Source organism: Mesorhizobium carmichaelinearum (assembly GCF_900199455.1).
GTDB lineage: Bacteria > Pseudomonadota > Alphaproteobacteria > Rhizobiales > Rhizobiaceae > Mesorhizobium > Mesorhizobium carmichaelinearum.
Genome location: NZ_FZQR01000067.1, coordinates 1 through 14,606 on the forward strand (window position 1 = coordinate 1; position 14,606 = coordinate 14,606).

8 protein-coding genes and 5 pseudogenes are annotated in these 14,606 nt (G+C 59.5%); 8 read left to right on the forward strand and 5 right to left on the reverse strand.

The window, feature by feature from the left end; genetic code table 11:
- Window positions 1-106: 106 nt before the first annotated feature.
- The 3 genes from CKW40_RS45140 to CKW40_RS40980 all read right to left on the reverse strand — a co-directional run bounded on the left by CKW40_RS45140 (window position 107) and on the right by CKW40_RS40980 (window position 2,509).
- Complete coding sequence (locus CKW40_RS45140) at window positions 107-988, reverse strand: DUF418 domain-containing protein (protein ID WP_244571523.1); 882 nt, start codon at window positions 986-988, stop codon at window positions 107-109.
- Window positions 989-1,004: 16 nt separating this feature from the next.
- The gene (locus tag CKW40_RS45145) at window positions 1,005-1,367 is read right to left on the reverse strand and encodes a heparan-alpha-glucosaminide N-acetyltransferase domain-containing protein (protein WP_244571524.1); all 363 of its coding nucleotides are present in this window, start codon (window positions 1,365-1,367) and stop codon (window positions 1,005-1,007) included.
- A gap of 314 nt (window positions 1,368-1,681) precedes the next feature.
- Window positions 1,682-2,509 (reverse strand): serine protease, encoded by an 828-nt coding sequence (locus CKW40_RS40980; RefSeq protein WP_095205241.1) that lies wholly within the window; start codon window positions 2,507-2,509, stop codon window positions 1,682-1,684.
- On the opposite strand from CKW40_RS40980, the gene CKW40_RS40985 reads away from it, so the two are divergent.
- Window positions 2,496-2,771 carry a hypothetical protein gene (locus CKW40_RS40985; RefSeq protein WP_198421194.1) on the forward strand — a complete coding sequence of 92 codons (276 nt, stop codon included), beginning with the start codon at window positions 2,496-2,498 and terminating at the stop codon, window positions 2,769-2,771. The two genes, CKW40_RS40980 and CKW40_RS40985, sit on opposite strands and share 14 nt — an antisense overlap.
- A 1,563-nt stretch (window positions 2,772-4,334) precedes the next feature.
- Here CKW40_RS40985 and CKW40_RS40990 read toward each other — a convergent pair.
- Window positions 4,335-5,036 (reverse strand): DsbA family protein, encoded by a 702-nt coding sequence (locus tag CKW40_RS40990; protein WP_095205242.1) that lies wholly within the window; start codon window positions 5,034-5,036, stop codon window positions 4,335-4,337.
- An 881-nt stretch (window positions 5,037-5,917) separates the two neighbouring features.
- Here CKW40_RS40990 and groES point away from each other — a divergent pair.
- From groES to CKW40_RS41025, 6 genes and pseudogenes are all read left to right on the forward strand, one after another.
- A complete protein-coding gene (gene groES, locus CKW40_RS40995) occupies window positions 5,918-6,214 on the forward strand; it encodes a co-chaperone GroES (protein WP_095205243.1) in 297 nt (98 codons plus the stop codon).
- A gap of 63 nt (window positions 6,215-6,277) precedes the next feature.
- Entirely contained in the window at window positions 6,278-7,924 is a 1,647-nt protein-coding gene (gene groL, locus CKW40_RS41000) for a chaperonin GroEL (RefSeq protein WP_095205244.1), read from the forward strand.
- Window positions 7,925-8,144: 220 nt separating this feature from the next.
- Window positions 8,145-8,388: pseudogene (locus CKW40_RS45150) on the forward strand (TlpA family protein disulfide reductase); the annotation flags it as partial.
- Between the two features lie 86 nt (window positions 8,389-8,474).
- Window positions 8,475-8,733 (forward strand): annotated as a pseudogene (locus tag CKW40_RS41010) (YggT family protein).
- Between the two features lie 1,094 nt (window positions 8,734-9,827).
- Window positions 9,828-11,174 (forward strand): annotated as a pseudogene (locus tag CKW40_RS41020) (M16 family metallopeptidase); the annotation flags it as partial.
- Window positions 11,175-11,420: 246 nt separating this feature from the next.
- Window positions 11,421-12,554, forward strand: a pseudogene (locus CKW40_RS41025) (M16 family metallopeptidase); the annotation flags it as partial.
- Window positions 12,555-12,696: 142 nt separating this feature from the next.
- Here CKW40_RS41025 and CKW40_RS41030 read toward each other — a convergent pair.
- Window positions 12,697-12,943 (reverse strand): annotated as a pseudogene (locus CKW40_RS41030) (ATP-binding protein); the annotation flags it as partial.
- Window positions 12,944-13,344: 401 nt separating this feature from the next.
- Between CKW40_RS41030 and CKW40_RS41035 the strand changes: the two are divergent.
- A complete protein-coding gene (locus CKW40_RS41035; protein ID WP_095205246.1) occupies window positions 13,345-14,202 on the forward strand; it encodes a sterol desaturase family protein in 858 nt (285 codons plus the stop codon).
- Window positions 14,203-14,606 lie beyond the last annotated feature (404 nt).

Below are 14,606 nucleotides of genomic sequence, written 5' to 3' on the forward strand. Positions count from 1 at the left end.
AGGTGATATGCTCGTCCATGGCCCGTCTCCTATGCATGAGGCTCGGCGCCGGGATATCCAGCGCAACCCTCGATAACCTGCATACTGTGAGACGGGTCGCCCTACCTCAGGCGAACATGTGGTCTAGCGCTTCCATCGGTCCCCGCCGGAAGACGCGCAGCCAGACGACCGCGAAAGTGCTTACACCGACGATAAAGCCAAAGAGCATGGAGAGGTTTCGTGGATGTGTTCCATCCAGTCCTTTTTCGTCTAGATCTTTTCCTTCTTGATCTTTTCCTTCTTGATCTATTCCTTTTAGATCTAGACCTTCTTGTCGTATTTCTTTTATATACTGCCTTTCTTGATCTATTCCTTCTCGCGACTGATCTATCTTTTCTTCTAGGTGCAGATTTATTTCCACTTTGTGTATCAGCTCAATTGCCGCAATGTGCAGGACATAGGCCGTCAAAGACATCGAGCCGACTGCGATTATTGGCCAGACTAGCTTTCGCAGATGCGGGAGCGCATCCATAGCGAGCAAGCAAACCGCCAAGACAATCATTGCGCAACCGGTGTTGCCCAGGATTGCGAACGTCGTCTCGCTGTGAGGTGCGGCAATCAATGGCGACGAATAGTCCAGCGACCCCTGGTCCGACCACCACTGGGCGGATTCCTGCAAAGCGGCGGGTACGCCAGGCAGCAAACGCAGTGCGAGCCAGGATCCCCCATAGCCCAACACGGCCAGGGCGCCCCCGGCTAGACCGAGGCGCCAATGCGATGCTTGCCTACTAAGGTCAAGGCGCGCAATGGCCATGCCTGCGATCACAAAAGGAACCCAGGTCATCGCGGGATAAATGCCGCTAACCATGAGGTTGATTACTGGGCCGGGCGAGCTCTCGAGGTCAAGCACTGACAAGAGGTGGAAGCGCACTTGCGGGAGAACCAACGCGGTCGCCGCAGCGAGCAAGCCGAGCTGCTGTGCGTTGAGCCGATAGAGCGGCAGGACCAACAAGAAGCAGATTCCGTTAGTAATCCAGGATCACGGCGACCGGCGCACCGAGGTAGGTCAGGATTGGGCCAAGCGCCAGGAAAACAAGGGCACGAATTGCGACTCTGGCAATGGCCTGTCTACCGGCTACCCCCGACTTAGGCGCCTTGCGACCGGTAATCAGGATGATCGAAAATCCGGCCAATACGGCAAACAGGGCGGACGACCGCCCATGGGTCAGTTCCATCAGATTCCCGATTTGTCCTCCTTCGTTGGGGCTGGGACCGACATGGGCGGCATACATGCCGAAGACAGCCACGCCGCGAGCAAGGTCGATGCCAGCCAGCCGATCTGCGGCCAACCCATCGTTTGCGACCGCAATCGGCGCGTTCTTCGTCATAGTATTTCCTTGCTTGGTTGTGTCGATCGCGAGACCGGCGGCAGGAGAGCCGGCCGACTGCCGCCATCATCTCACCCTGAACGGCGCAACGATCGTGCCAAGCTGGCGGATCGAGCCGGGACAGAAGGTCATGCTTGCTGTTCAGATCTTTAGCGTGCGGCAAACAACGGATCGGCTCACCAAGCCTGTGGCGCGGACCTGACAAACCCGACACAAATTGTGTCGCGGAGCCGCCATTTTTGCAGGGATGGCGGACCCAAAGAGATCCACGGAACACGTGAACTCTCCATCCTGCACGCATCCGGCTCGCCGCCTCAGTCATCGAATTTTGACATCTCATTCATGATCCATTCGCGCTCAGACGACACGCGCGTATACACACCGTACTTCAGGGCCTTTCCGCAATCTTTCCCAGTGGATACAATTCCAACCAAGATGGCGTTCTCTGGGTTATCGCCTTTGGTCAGAGGACCTCCGCTGTCCCCCTGGCATGCATCGGTCCCGCCGCTGGCGCTTCCGGCGCAGATCATCCCAGCGAGGATCTCCCCATTATATGACTCCGGACGATTGCACGTCTCGTTGTCTACGTACGGGACTGTGCCCTTTAGGAGCTGGTCTGATTGTTTCGCATCTTTATCGTCTAACGTGACCCCCCAACCCGTCACAGTAAGGTGCTCGCCAATAGCAATTTGCGTGCTGGCGGTAGCAAGGGGGATGACCGCTGCGGGTTGCGTACTATCCACTCGCACCAGCGCCACGTCATGTTTACATGTGACCGGGTCATAGCCTTCGTGAACAACAAAATTCTTTGCCTCCAATAAAACGCCGTCATGGTAATTTGTAGCGCCTACCTTGACCTCGATTTTTACGTCGTCTTTTTCATCCGCCAAACAGTGCGCCGCTGTGACGATCCAATGCTCGCCGATCGCTGATCCACCGCAGAAATGCCCGTAAATACCAATACGGAGTGCGGCCTGCCAGGGATGCTGTTTGATCTTGGTCGGCTCGCCATTCACGATTTTCTTGCTAAAAGAAATCGGTGACTCCTCCGGGTCCCCGCACGTTACATCTCGAGCATGGGCGTGTTGTCCACCAACGAGGACAGCGAGCGCGCCCAGGGTAGAACGGGTGATTGGTAGCATCGGTTTCCTCGTACCGGCATTGCTGGGGCTCTACAGCCTCGTATCGCTATGGGCCGGCGATCTGCTCACCAGCACCACCACCCCATACGCCGCGGCGTGGTACCGAAAAACCAGCCTGACGTTCAGCGACGCCATCGGCGCCGTCCGCCTCGCAATCTGGATCGGCGATATTAATCAACACTCCCCGCCAAACCGGGAACGACAAAATATCCCGCCAGAGCGCATCCTGCGAATGGCGCAAGCCCTGTGCTTCGCCACCTAAACGTACAAAGTCGAGCTAAGAGGGAAACAAGAACACAAAAGTCGGCCAACCTTCGGCAACATCGTTTGGGAGCACCATGGAAATGCAGATGGACTTCACGGCTCCTTCGATCAGACGACAACTGGCTGCCCAGCGGGCCCCTCACGAACTTCCAGCCGGGCAAAGTGCACACCGCCGAATTTTGTGCAACGCGGTGCACACATTCCGGCGACGCAAATGCCCATCTGATGAGGAAAAAACCCTTGCATGGGCAGCCAAAAAACAGACTGATATCGACCCGATTCGGGGTCGATAGTATTTTTGAAGCACGATGAAATCGGCTGACTGGGGATTGGAATGAGATGTGGAGGGCTTTTGCCGTCCTGGCGGTGGGCTGCACAGGAAGGAAGAAATGCTATTTATCACTAACGCCATCCGCAGGGCCTGGCATTCTACCTTGCTGAGAATCGATAAGGCCCGGTTGCGACGGCAGGGCAGGAAGCTTGGCGATGTGGACCGTCGCGGCTGATTTTCCGCCGTCCGGAAGTACGCACTCGCGAACACCGGCGGATCGTGTCCACGAGACACGGTGCCCCACAGCTGCCAATCTTCCCCCGCGGTTGAAAAACTGCGGCATGGTTGGGCAGCGTTTCCACAAGGCTGCCGCTACAATCGCTCCTCAGCCTCTGGCGCGAAGCACAGGCGATCCTGTGTTCAAAGCTGACAGAAGGAGACACAATGTCAGGCTGGGAACACAGATTGGCAAAAATGTTACGACCGGCCGTCTGGGCACTGCGGAGGTTTTCGAAAACAATCAGGCGCTTACTGCCGCTAAAGCGCTGGCACGGCCTTTTCACCCTTGATGCTGACTGCAGGGAATGGTGCAAGACGAGCTACGCTCTCTCCCCTGAACCCGTGTGTTGTCTGTGAGCGGGAACGTCGGAGTCGCCGCTTGTGAAGACGCTCCCACGCCGATGAGGCCCGAAGCCGTTTGGACGCGTGGTTGACCGAAAAGCTCTCGAATTTGAATATGGGGTCGCGTTCGACTCGGCAGGCGAAATGAATAAAGCTTCGGATGGAGCTCGGCTTTTCTTTCGCGATTCCTACAACGTTCGTGGTCGATCGGCCATGGCGTCGACCGCGTGGCGAGCTTCGGGCCGACGCCGCCCACGTCGACCGATTTCGCTAACAAGGAGAACTTGTAGGATCCTCGGTAGGCGAAAACCCATGACGATCATCGTCACGCCGGCCGCGATCCGAAGTACGCATCCGCGCGCTTCATGCCTTTCCGTTTGGCGAGGCTTTCGGTGAAAAAAACACCGACACAAGGACGGGATCACCAACGCCGCTGAACGGGTGCCGAGCTGTGCGATTCCGTTCGACAAGGTTGAGGGAAGCGCCGCTGAATACGGGACTGCACGCTGCCGATGGAACGGAGTGGTGCGCCCACCACCGCGTTGCCGGGCCATATAAGCGATTTGGCCCGGCACGAGAGGCGGCACTCGTCGCCAGAGAACGCGATTGCGCCAGGATCGATCTCCCTGCCGCCATCCAAAACCTGGAGAACTGTCCCTAGTTAGTGTCTCACCCCCGGGGTGCATCCCAGGTACAGAGGGGTCGTTTTTCCCGCGCTTGGGCGATTAAGCGTTCCAGGGTGGAAATCTCGGGCACCCCCGCGATCACTTCGTCGCCGAGAACCAAGCCCGGCGTGCCGGTGATGTGCAACTCCTCGGCGAGCGCGCGATTGCGTTTGAGGGCGTCGTCGATGGCGGGATCTTGCATGTCTCGCTTGAGCTTCTCAACATCGAGACCCACCTGTCGTGCGATAGTCAAGATGGAGGATTCGCTGAGCTGACCGTGAGTAGCCAAAAGGGCGTGATGAAACGGCTCAAATAGTCCCTGTTTGCGGGAGGCGAGCGCCGCCATTGCGGCGAATTTGGACCCCGGCGTCTGGCCCGGGTGCTCTTTGTAGACAACCTTCAGGTCGGAATCGTCCTTGAGGACTTGCTGGAGGACAACGTCCCCCGCCCGGCAGTGCACACAGTTGTAGTCTAAAAACTCCACCAGAGAGACGTCGCCATTCGGGTTGCCAGCAGTTGGCGAAACGGGATCGTTGAAGAGTGCGTCGCGCCGCTGCGGAATGAGCTTCCGAATTTCCGCGTTGATGTCGTCAAGGCTTTGGCTCCGGTGCAGGTATTCTCTGACAGCCGGATTTTGCCCTACAACCACGGCAAGAAGCAGGCCCAGGGCTACAAAAGCGAGAAGGCGGGTTTTTTGTTCCGGCATGAATTAGGCTCCAATCAACGGTGAACGGCAGGGCAGCAACGGCTGGCCTGGTTTGACGCCCAAGAGGGCTTGTCGACCGCGGGGCTCCTCCGGCGGTTTGCAGGCACAGGAATCAATTTTCGTCTCCTAACCGGACCATGGTGGGCTCCCCTCCGGGGCATCTCCTGTCGCTGCGCTCCGGTCGAACGCGCCAAGAGGTGCAGCAAGCTCCGTGCCAATTGCGACGGTGCCGGCTTCATGAGGGCCTTTCGCACCCCGGTCTTTCGCCCTGAAGGATATCGAATCAGCCCAGCCGCTGAGCCGCTTCGGGACCGTTCGGAATGGCCTCAGTTTTATGACGCGAAGCGCGGGCGATGGGTGTCTTGACACAGGCGACAAAATGTCAGGTTCGGAACAGACATTGGCAGAAGTGTTGCGACCGCCATCTGGGCACCGCGGAAGTTTTTTGCATTTACGCAGGCGCTTACCGGCGCTGAGCGGGATGGCACGGCTTTTGCGCGCTTGATGCTGACTGCACGGGAATGGAGCAAGGCGAGCGACGCACTTTCCCGCCGAACCTGCGTGCTGTCACTGAGCGGCAACAAGCTCGCGCAGAAGGCAAGCTTTGGAGAGCAACATTGATGGCGTTACAGATCGAGTGCCCGGGTCCCCGACCACCTGCCAACACACATTGCCGCCGCGCGTATCTCAGACCCGTCCAAGATGATGGAGGAAAGCTTGGCAACATGAAGAAGCTCACTCAGCCAGCTCGACGCTGTCCACCGATCCACCTGCTCCCGCAGCGGGAGAAGACGGGACGCAGCCAGTCGTCAGGGCCACGTTAGCATTCGCACGCTCCGACAACGGAGCACCGTTCAACATCCGCACGAGGAACATCCAAAATGGCAAAGTCGAATTTCCGGCCACTTCATGACCGCGTGGTCGTTCGCCGGGTCGAATCCGAAGACAAGACCGCCGGCGGCATCATCATCCCGGACACTGCGAAGGAGAAGCCGCAGGAAGGCGAGATCATCGCCGTCGGCTCCGGCGCCCGCGACGAAGCCGGCAAGCTCGTGCCGCTGGACGTCAAGGCTGGCGACCGCATCCTGTTCGGCAAGTGGTCGGGCACTGAAGTCAAGCTCGATGGCGAAGACCTTCTGATCATGAAGGAATCCGACATCATGGGCATCATCGGCTGATCATCGGCCTCACCGTCAACTAAATTCCGGGCTTTATCCCAAGCCCCTGCCAGGAGCTAAAACATGGCTACAAAAGACGTAAAATTCTCCCGCGACGCCCGCGAACGCATGATGCACGGCATCAACATCCTCGCCGACGCGGTGAAGGTGACCCTCGGCCCGAAGGGCCGCAACGTCGTGATCGACAAGTCGTTCGGCGCGCCGCGCATCACCAAGGACGGCGTCACCGTCGCCAAGGAGATCGAGCTTGAGGACAAGTTCGAGAACATGGGCGCCCAGATGATCCGCGAAGTCGCTTCGAAGACCAACGATATCGCCGGCGACGGCACGACCACCGCGACCGTTCTGGCCCAGGCAATCGTCCAGGAAGGCAACAAGTCGGTTGCCGCCGGCATGAACCCGATGGACCTGAAGCGTGGCATCGATCTCGCCGTCAGTGAAGTCGTCGCCGCTCTCGGCCAGGCTGCCAAGAAGATCCAGACCTCGGAAGAGGTTGCTCAGGTCGGCACCATCGCCGGCAATGGCGACGAGTCGGTCGGCAAGATGATCGCGGAAGCGATGAAGAAGGTCGGCAACGAAGGCGTCATCACCGTCGAGGAAGCCAAGACCGCCGAGACCGAACTCGAAGTCGTCGAAGGCATGCAGTTCGACCGCGGCTACCTCTCGCCCTACTTCGTCACCAACGCCGACAAGATGGTTGCCGAGCTCGAGGACGTCTACATCCTCCTGCACGAGAAGAAGCTCTCCAACCTGCAGGCCATGCTGCCGGTTCTCGAAGCCGTCGTGCAGACCTCGAAGCCGCTGCTCATCATCTCGGAAGACGTCGAAGGCGAGGCTCTGGCCACGCTGGTCGTCAACAAGCTGCGTGGCGGCCTGAAGATCGCCGCCGTCAAGGCGCCGGGCTTCGGTGATCGCCGCAAGGCCATGCTGGAAGACATCGCCATCCTCACCGGTGGCCAGGTCATCTCGGAAGACCTCGGCATCAAGCTCGAGAATGTCGGCCTCAACATGCTCGGCCGCGCCAAGAAGGTGTCGATCTCCAAGGAGAACACCACCATCGTCGACGGTGCCGGCAAGAAGGCGGAGATCCAGGGCCGCGTTGCCCAGATCAAGCAGCAGATCGAGGAGACCACCTCGGACTACGACAAGGAGAAGCTGCAGGAACGTCTGGCCAAGCTCGCCGGCGGCGTTGCGGTGATCCGCGTCGGCGGTGCGACCGAGATCGAAGTCAAGGAAAAGAAGGACCGCGTCGATGACGCTCTCAACGCGACCCGTGCGGCCGTCGAAGAAGGCATCGTTCCCGGCGGTGGCGTGGCCCTGCTGCGCGCTTCGGGCAACCTCAAGGCCACCGGCGTCAACTCCGACCAGGCTGCCGGCATCAACATCGTTCGCCGCGCGCTGCAGGCTCCGGCCCGCCAGATCGCTGCCAACGCCGGTGCCGAAGCCTCGATCGTTGCCGGCAAGATCCTCGAGAACAAGGGCGCGACCTTCGGCTACAACGCCCAGACCGGCGAATATGGCGACATGATCGCCATGGGCATCGTCGATCCGGTCAAGGTTGTCCGTACGGCTCTCCAGGACGCGGCCTCGGTCGCCGGCCTGCTCGTCACCACCGAAGCCATGATCGCCGAAGCTCCGAAGAAGGAATTGGCTGGCGGCGGCATGCCGGGCGGCATGGGCGGCGGCGGCATGGGCGGCATGGATTTCTAGCCTCCACGGACCGCAACAAGCTCAGAAGGGCGGCAGAGATGCCGCGCCTTCTTCTTATGCGGATCCACGTCTCTTGCCCGATCCACAGGCTATATGTGGCGGCCTTTTTGCCGGACACCAATGGCTCGAGGCGGGGAGCACGGGCGCTCTCTCCTGTCCTCGAACAAGAGCAGTCTCTCGATCATGAAGTCGCGCAACTTGGCATAGTTCGGAGATCACCATGGCACTGCGGATTGAGTCCCCGGCTCCTTCGATCAAGGTCGAGAACTGGCTGCGTGGCGAGCCCCTGACGTTTCAAGCCCGGCAATATCGTCGAATTTTGGGCAACCTGATGCGGACCATGTGTGGACGGGATGCCGCATCTCATGCAGCTGCAGGAGAAGTACAGCGGAGTCGAGATTGTCGGAGTCGCGGCGTGTGAAGACGCTCCAACGGCCGATGAGGCCCGAAGCCGTTTGGATGCCACAACTTGTAATGCACAGCGCGGCCGTGTTGGACGCTCGGGCAATCAGAACTTGCCGCGTCGCCCGGCCAATCAATGGAAAACGGTATGATCGCCCTCACTCAAACTGTGATTCTGATGATGGGCATTTACTCCAACCTCGTCATCGCTCGCATATTTTTCTCATGGCTTTACAAGCTAAACGTCGTCAATTCCCACCTCCCGTTTGTCGGCACGATGCACTACAGAACCGGTGCTGGCGCCGGTCCGCCGGTTCTTGCCGTATCTCGGCTGCTTCGACATGTCGTCGTGCATAGTGCTTTTGATCATCGCCTTCATCCGTGGCGCCCTCCGGACCGCGCTGTAATTGGCCGCCCGTAACGCACTTAGCAATGCCTCGTCACTCCTGCTCGATGTTCGGATACTGCGGGGCTTGCCGGTCTGCCGACGGCTTGCGAGGAGCTGGCACGGCTGCTGACGCCCTGTTCCAATGCTGCGAAAGCGCCACTCGTCACGGAACGTACAGGAAAGTTATGGCTGATCGGATTTTTGGAACGCCGTGATGAGATGTGTACTCTTCCCAAGAGCCGCTCCGTTCTATGTCGGCGCAAATCCCGGGAGAGGCGGATAGCCTTACCGCGAGTTTTGAATTGGAGTCGTATGCGCGATCCATATCGATGCCACATGACGCCACGACGGCTTCGGCCAATCGGCTAACGTGCTAAGTGTCACCTCGAGTCATGATAAAGGCCTGCGCGAAGATAGACCCGCAAGATCAAGGTGGGTGATTAACTCTGACGGTAGCCGCCGCCGGTTTGCAGGTGACTTTGAAGAAGACTTCGCGCCCGCGACGAGATGCATGGACGACGACGGTCGAATAGCCGCGCGCCTTCTTTTCGGCCCAGATGCCATCCACGCTGTTGCCTTCTGTACGGCCCTAGCCTGCCTTGTTGAGGACAGTTAGCCGCGGCGACCACTCTAGCCAGGCCTCGCCAGCTTCCACTGAATTCCAGCACTCTCAAGTGCTTGGCCAGTTCGAAGCGCATACTGTCCAATTGCGCGGCAGCACGCTCAATCCTGGCCAGCACGAGCAATCTATCTCCCTACCCCCACCTTCGGAGCTGTCGAGTGTCCGACAATGTCGTACGCGTAACGTTTCAGAGCCAAATCATCAGTCCTTTGACGGGTTTCTCATATGGCACGGTACATGCGCGGTCATCCGCAGACACGTCAGGGAAAGGAGAAGACGGTCCATGATCACCTCCCCGAAAGCCACGGCCGTCGCGGGTCTCTCGATTCCGCCAAGGCATGAAGCAAGAGTGAGGCCTGGCGACATGAAGTGCGCGACGCTGTCCGCCGATCCACCTACCCCAGAGAGGGAGAAGGTACGCGCCTCCAAACCGAGAGCCGCCCACGTTGCCTCGAACCACTCTCGCCCCGCCGCTAGAACCGGAGCCATTGATGAACGTTCTGTCTGACAGCCTGCGCAGGATGCCTGCTGCGGCCACCCTGGTGACCACCGCTCCGGCTCTGAGCGTCACGGGCGACGGCAGGGTGACGAATTTCCTGCTCGACAATGGCATGGAGGTGGTCGTCATCCCTTTTCGCCGTGCGCCGATCGTCACCCACATGGTGTGGTACAAGATCGGCAGCGCCGACGAGCCGCCGTGCAAATCGGGCCTTGCCCATTTCGTCGAGCATCTGATGTTCAAGGGGGCGACAACCAACCATGCGGCCGGCGAGCTTGGCCGCGCCGTCGCGGCGATCGGCGGCTCGCTCAATGCCTTCACCTGGTACGACTTCACTGCCTACCGTGAAACGGTAGCGCCTTCAGCGTTGGAACAGATGATGCGCTTCGAAGCCGATCGCATGGTCAACCTCATCCTCACCGATGATGATATCAGGACAGAGCGCGACGTGATCATCGAGGAGCGCCGCTTGGGCGTCGACAACAATCCCCAGTCGATGCTGGAAGAGCAGGTTCACGCGACCCTCTGGCAGAACCAGCCCTACCGCATCCCGATCATCGGCTGGATGCAAGAGATTGAGAAGCTAAACCGCACCGACGCCATTGCATTCTACGACAAATATTACACGCCCGGTAACGCCGTGCTGGTGGTGGCCGGCGATGTGGACCCGGAGACGGTGAAAGAGCTGGCCACGAAGACCTATGGCAAGCTCGCGGTGGGTCCTGCTTTACCGCCGCGCACCCGCCCGGCCGAACCGGAGCAGAACAGCAGGCGCACTGTGACGCTTAGCGATGCACGCGTTTCGGTGTTCAGCTTTTCCACGCATTGGGTGGTGCCGTCCTATCGGACGGCCGAGCCCGGTGGGGCCGAGGCGCTGGAGCTCCTGGCCGAAATTCTTGGCGGCGGCAATCGCAGCCGGCTCTATCAGCAATTGGTGAAAGGGGGCATCGCCGCCAAGGCCGGCGCCTATTTCCAGGGCGCCACGCTGGATGAGACCAGGCTCAACATCTACGGCTCGCCCCGCGGCGACGCCAAGCTCGCCGATCTGGAAGCGACAGCCCATGCGGTGATCGCTAGCATCGTCAAGGATGGTGTGACCGATAATGAGCTCGAAAAAGCGAAGAGCCGGTGCGTTCGCTCCCAGATCTTCGACCGCGACAAGCAGGACCATGCGGCTAATTTGTTTGGCTCCACGCTCGCCGTCGGCGGCACCGTGCAGGACATCGAGGAATGGCCGGATCGCATTCGCAAGGTCACCGCCGCTCAGGTGAAGGCGGCCGCCGCCCGCTTTCTCGCGCCCGACCGTTCGACAACCGGCTATCTCTTGCCCGACGCAGAATTTGATGTGACGACCCATCGCTGTGGCGTCCTTGCACAGGCACGCTCGCCTTGGAGAAGGGAGGGCAGCGCGCCTAGTCGCGCCGTGGGCGACCCTTCTGCTCGCGATCTCGTTCCTCATCTTGCTGGCGCTAAGCGACTGAACATCCAGCACGTCAAATCTGAAAAAGGCATCGACGCTTGGCTGGTGGAGGACCACACGAGGCCGATCACTGCCATTCACTTCGTCTTCGACGGCGGCACCACGCAGGACCCGGCCGGCAAGCAGGGCCTCGCCAATTTGATGAGCGCCCTGTTGGTCGAGGGCGCCGGCGATCTCGATAGCGATGCCTTCCAGGTGAAGCTAGACGATGTGGGCGCCGAGTTGAGCTTTCAAGCGCAGCCTGACGGAATTCATGGGTCAATGCGCATGCTGTCCGAACAGCAGGAGGCCGCTTTCGATTTGCTTCGGATCGCGGTGAACCGGCCGCGCTTCGACCCGGAGCCGATGGACCGCATCCACGCCCAGGTCCTTTCCGACATCATCGCCAACGAGCGCTACCCCGAGGCGATTGCCGAGCGCAAATGGCAGCGCTCGATCTACGGCACACATCCCTATTCGAGGCCGACTGAGGGCACTAAAGAGAGCCTTGCAGGCATCACACCGGCCGATCTCAATTCCTTCCGCAAGGCCACTTTCGCCCTCGACGGACTGCACGTGGCGGTGGTCGGCGACATCGATGCGAAGAGACTGTGTAAAAAGCTCACTCAGCTGTTCGGCGACTTGCCTCAGAAGCAGACGCTCGCCCCTGTGCCCGATGTGGATCCGAGGCTCGGCCAACAGGTAGAGGTCGACTACGACCTGCCGCAGACGTCGCTGCGGTTGGCTTATCCCGCGGTGAAGCGGAGCGCGCCAGATTTCTACGCCGTGGAGCTGCTGAACGAAATCCTTGGCGGCTCGCCTATCACGTCGCGCCTGTGGCGCGAGGTGCGCGAGCGCGGCTTGACCTATGTAGCCTGTTCCAGCCTGGTCGATCGCCGGCATTCCAACGCGCTGGAGGTCAGGACGGCTACGCGTTCGGACAGGGCGGCCGGGACGCTGAACCTCATGCGCGAGGTGGTGAAAAAGATGGCGGAAGACGGTCCGACCGAGGCCGAGCTTGAGGCGAGCAAGAAACATCTGATCGGCGCCTATGCCATCCGCAAACTGGACTCCTCCACCAGGATTGCGGCCAGGCTGGTCGAGTGGCAGCTCGACAAGCTCGGCATCGACTCGATCCAGCACCGCGCTGCCCTCATCGATCAGGTGACGCTCGAGCAGGTCAAGGCAGCGGCCAAGAAGCTGCTCTCGGGCGATCCTGCCATTATGGTTGTAGGCCCGCCCATAGGAGGCGAAGGATAAGCTCATGACCCATATTCGGGGCGCTCCCGAGGAGCGAAATTCCGTTTCGGTGGGCTAACGAGGCCTTGCGGAGCGGTTTCAGCCGGCATAGGCGAGCGTGCCTCGGATAAAAAGGACACTGCAACTTATTAACCCGCGACGGGTAGCCGAGCTCATCAAGCCGGACGAAGTCTAGGCGGGTCAGGTGATCGGCGATGCGGCCTTGGCGGCCGGAGCGGGCTTCGGTCTTGAGCCTGTTGACCAGGTCTACGACATTGAAGAAACGCCCGCGTGCCCCCTTGCGGATGAGTGAACGGGCAACCGCGATGGCCAGATGCGACTTTCCCGCGCCTGTTCCGCAGACCAGGACGAGGTTTGCGCTGATCGGCGGGGAAGGCGCCGCCGGCGAGACGATTGGTTACGATAGTACAAGCTCGACCAGGTCGGCCAGCTTCGACCCGGCCCGTCGCTAACCGGCCGTCGCTCCACCTGATTTCGCCTGCATGGCGCATAGTGGGTCGCTTGCGCAAACCGCTTTGTCTACTGGAGTCCTCCAACCATTTGGGAGATGGATGGGCGTTATCCAAACAACTAATTTTGCCGATCTATGAAAATGCTGCATAGCACATCCCCAGCAGTGCGCCGCTGCGCAATTCGTGTTTTCTGGGCTGGTATCGGTCCGGATGCCGATACGAGCTTAGGGCTGCGCCAGAGATTAATAACATGGGTCTCGCCCTCGTGGCGAAGACGACTGCGTTCATGGGTGTCACTCCGCCTTGATTGGAGCCTTTGAACGATTCGGAGCAAACGAATGCACGTTCTCGATGTCTACCAAATAACCAATATTTTTTTGGAATCGCTTAAGCTGGTTGTAATATTTGCAACCGTTTGCGCCGCGCTTGAGCTACTCTTCCCGGCTCATCGATACACTTTTGCCTCGTACGTCCGCGGCGTTCGAAACTGGATAATCCGCCTAGGAATCGGCGCCTTTATCTGGCACGTCTACGCTGTGAGCCTGGGTTGGTTAGGGGTAAAGCCGCTCGTAACGATCGATTTCGGTGCGTTGCTTTATTCTGATAATGCAATCATTAACAACGGATTGGCCGTCCTTTCAGGCGTTTTGGTCGCGATTGCCGGCGACTTCTTCTACTACTGGATGCACCGCGCTCAGCATGCTGTTCCATTCCTCTGGCGCTTGCACGCTTCTCACCACTCGATCCGCGAACTGACGGCATGGAATTCCCATCATCACATTTCCGAGCCAATCATTTACGCAGGGCTAGTGGCACTACCACTCAAGCTGTTCCACTTCGAATCTGGCGTAGTGCCCGCTGTTGCCATGACGCTAATTACCTTTCAGACCCATCTTTTACACTCTAGCAGCCGGATCAATCTTGGACCGCTTCGATATATAATTGGAGACAATAAGTTCCATCGCATTCACCACTCGTGCGAAGCCCATCACCGGCACCGAAACTACGGGTCCTTTACAACTATCTGGGACACGATTTTTCTAACGGCATACTGGCCAAAAAAGAACGAGTGGCCGGAAGTTGGCCTCCGAGGCCAGCCCGAGCCGCTTACCGTGCGCGACTATGTTATGTTCCCATTTGATCGACGTCGCTGGCGTAGAGCCAAAGTTGGAAGTGGTGTAGAGGCTGGAAGTTAATCGAGCGCGTCGAATGCGATTGTAGAGGCCGGAAGCCAATCAACTGGATCTGGAAGCAACCGATCATTGGCGCTGGCCTGACCGGAGACGAACTGGGACTACCACAGGTGGCAATGCTCCTCGAAGAGCATCCAGGCACAGCAAGGTTGGCAGACGTGCCTGGAAGTCCCAGACGGCTGTGGCTCCATGGGTCTCGTCCGCGGAAATGGCCCGGAGCCGTGTAAACGCCCAGCTGCGCTTCGGTTCGCGCCGCGCGATCACCCCTCCTTCGATCGGAGGGACCCCTTTCCAGGATTGTTGGGTGACGCCTCACCGAGGAGACGCGGTTTGTCTAAACGCGCGCCGCCCGGTTTAGGGCGGCGCGTGCCGGCAGCGGTGTGGTTAGAGGGCCGCCGCCTTCGCCG

Coding starts and splice junctions, on each gene's coding strand:
- CKW40_RS45145 (WP_244571524.1), bottom strand. CDS start 1,367: ATGACGAAGAACGCGCCGATTGCGGTCGCAAACGATGGGTTGGCCGCA.
- CKW40_RS40980 (WP_095205241.1), bottom strand. CDS start 2,509: ATGCTACCAATCACCCGTTCTACCCTGGGCGCGCTCGCTGTCCTCGTT.
- CKW40_RS40990 (WP_095205242.1), bottom strand. CDS start 5,036: ATGCCGGAACAAAAAACCCGCCTTCTCGCTTTTGTAGCCCTGGGCCTG.
- groES (WP_095205243.1), top strand. CDS start 5,918: ATGGCAAAGTCGAATTTCCGGCCACTTCATGACCGCGTGGTCGTTCGC.
- groL (WP_095205244.1), top strand. CDS start 6,278: ATGGCTACAAAAGACGTAAAATTCTCCCGCGACGCCCGCGAACGCATG.
- CKW40_RS41035 (WP_095205246.1), top strand. CDS start 13,345: ATGCACGTTCTCGATGTCTACCAAATAACCAATATTTTTTTGGAATCG.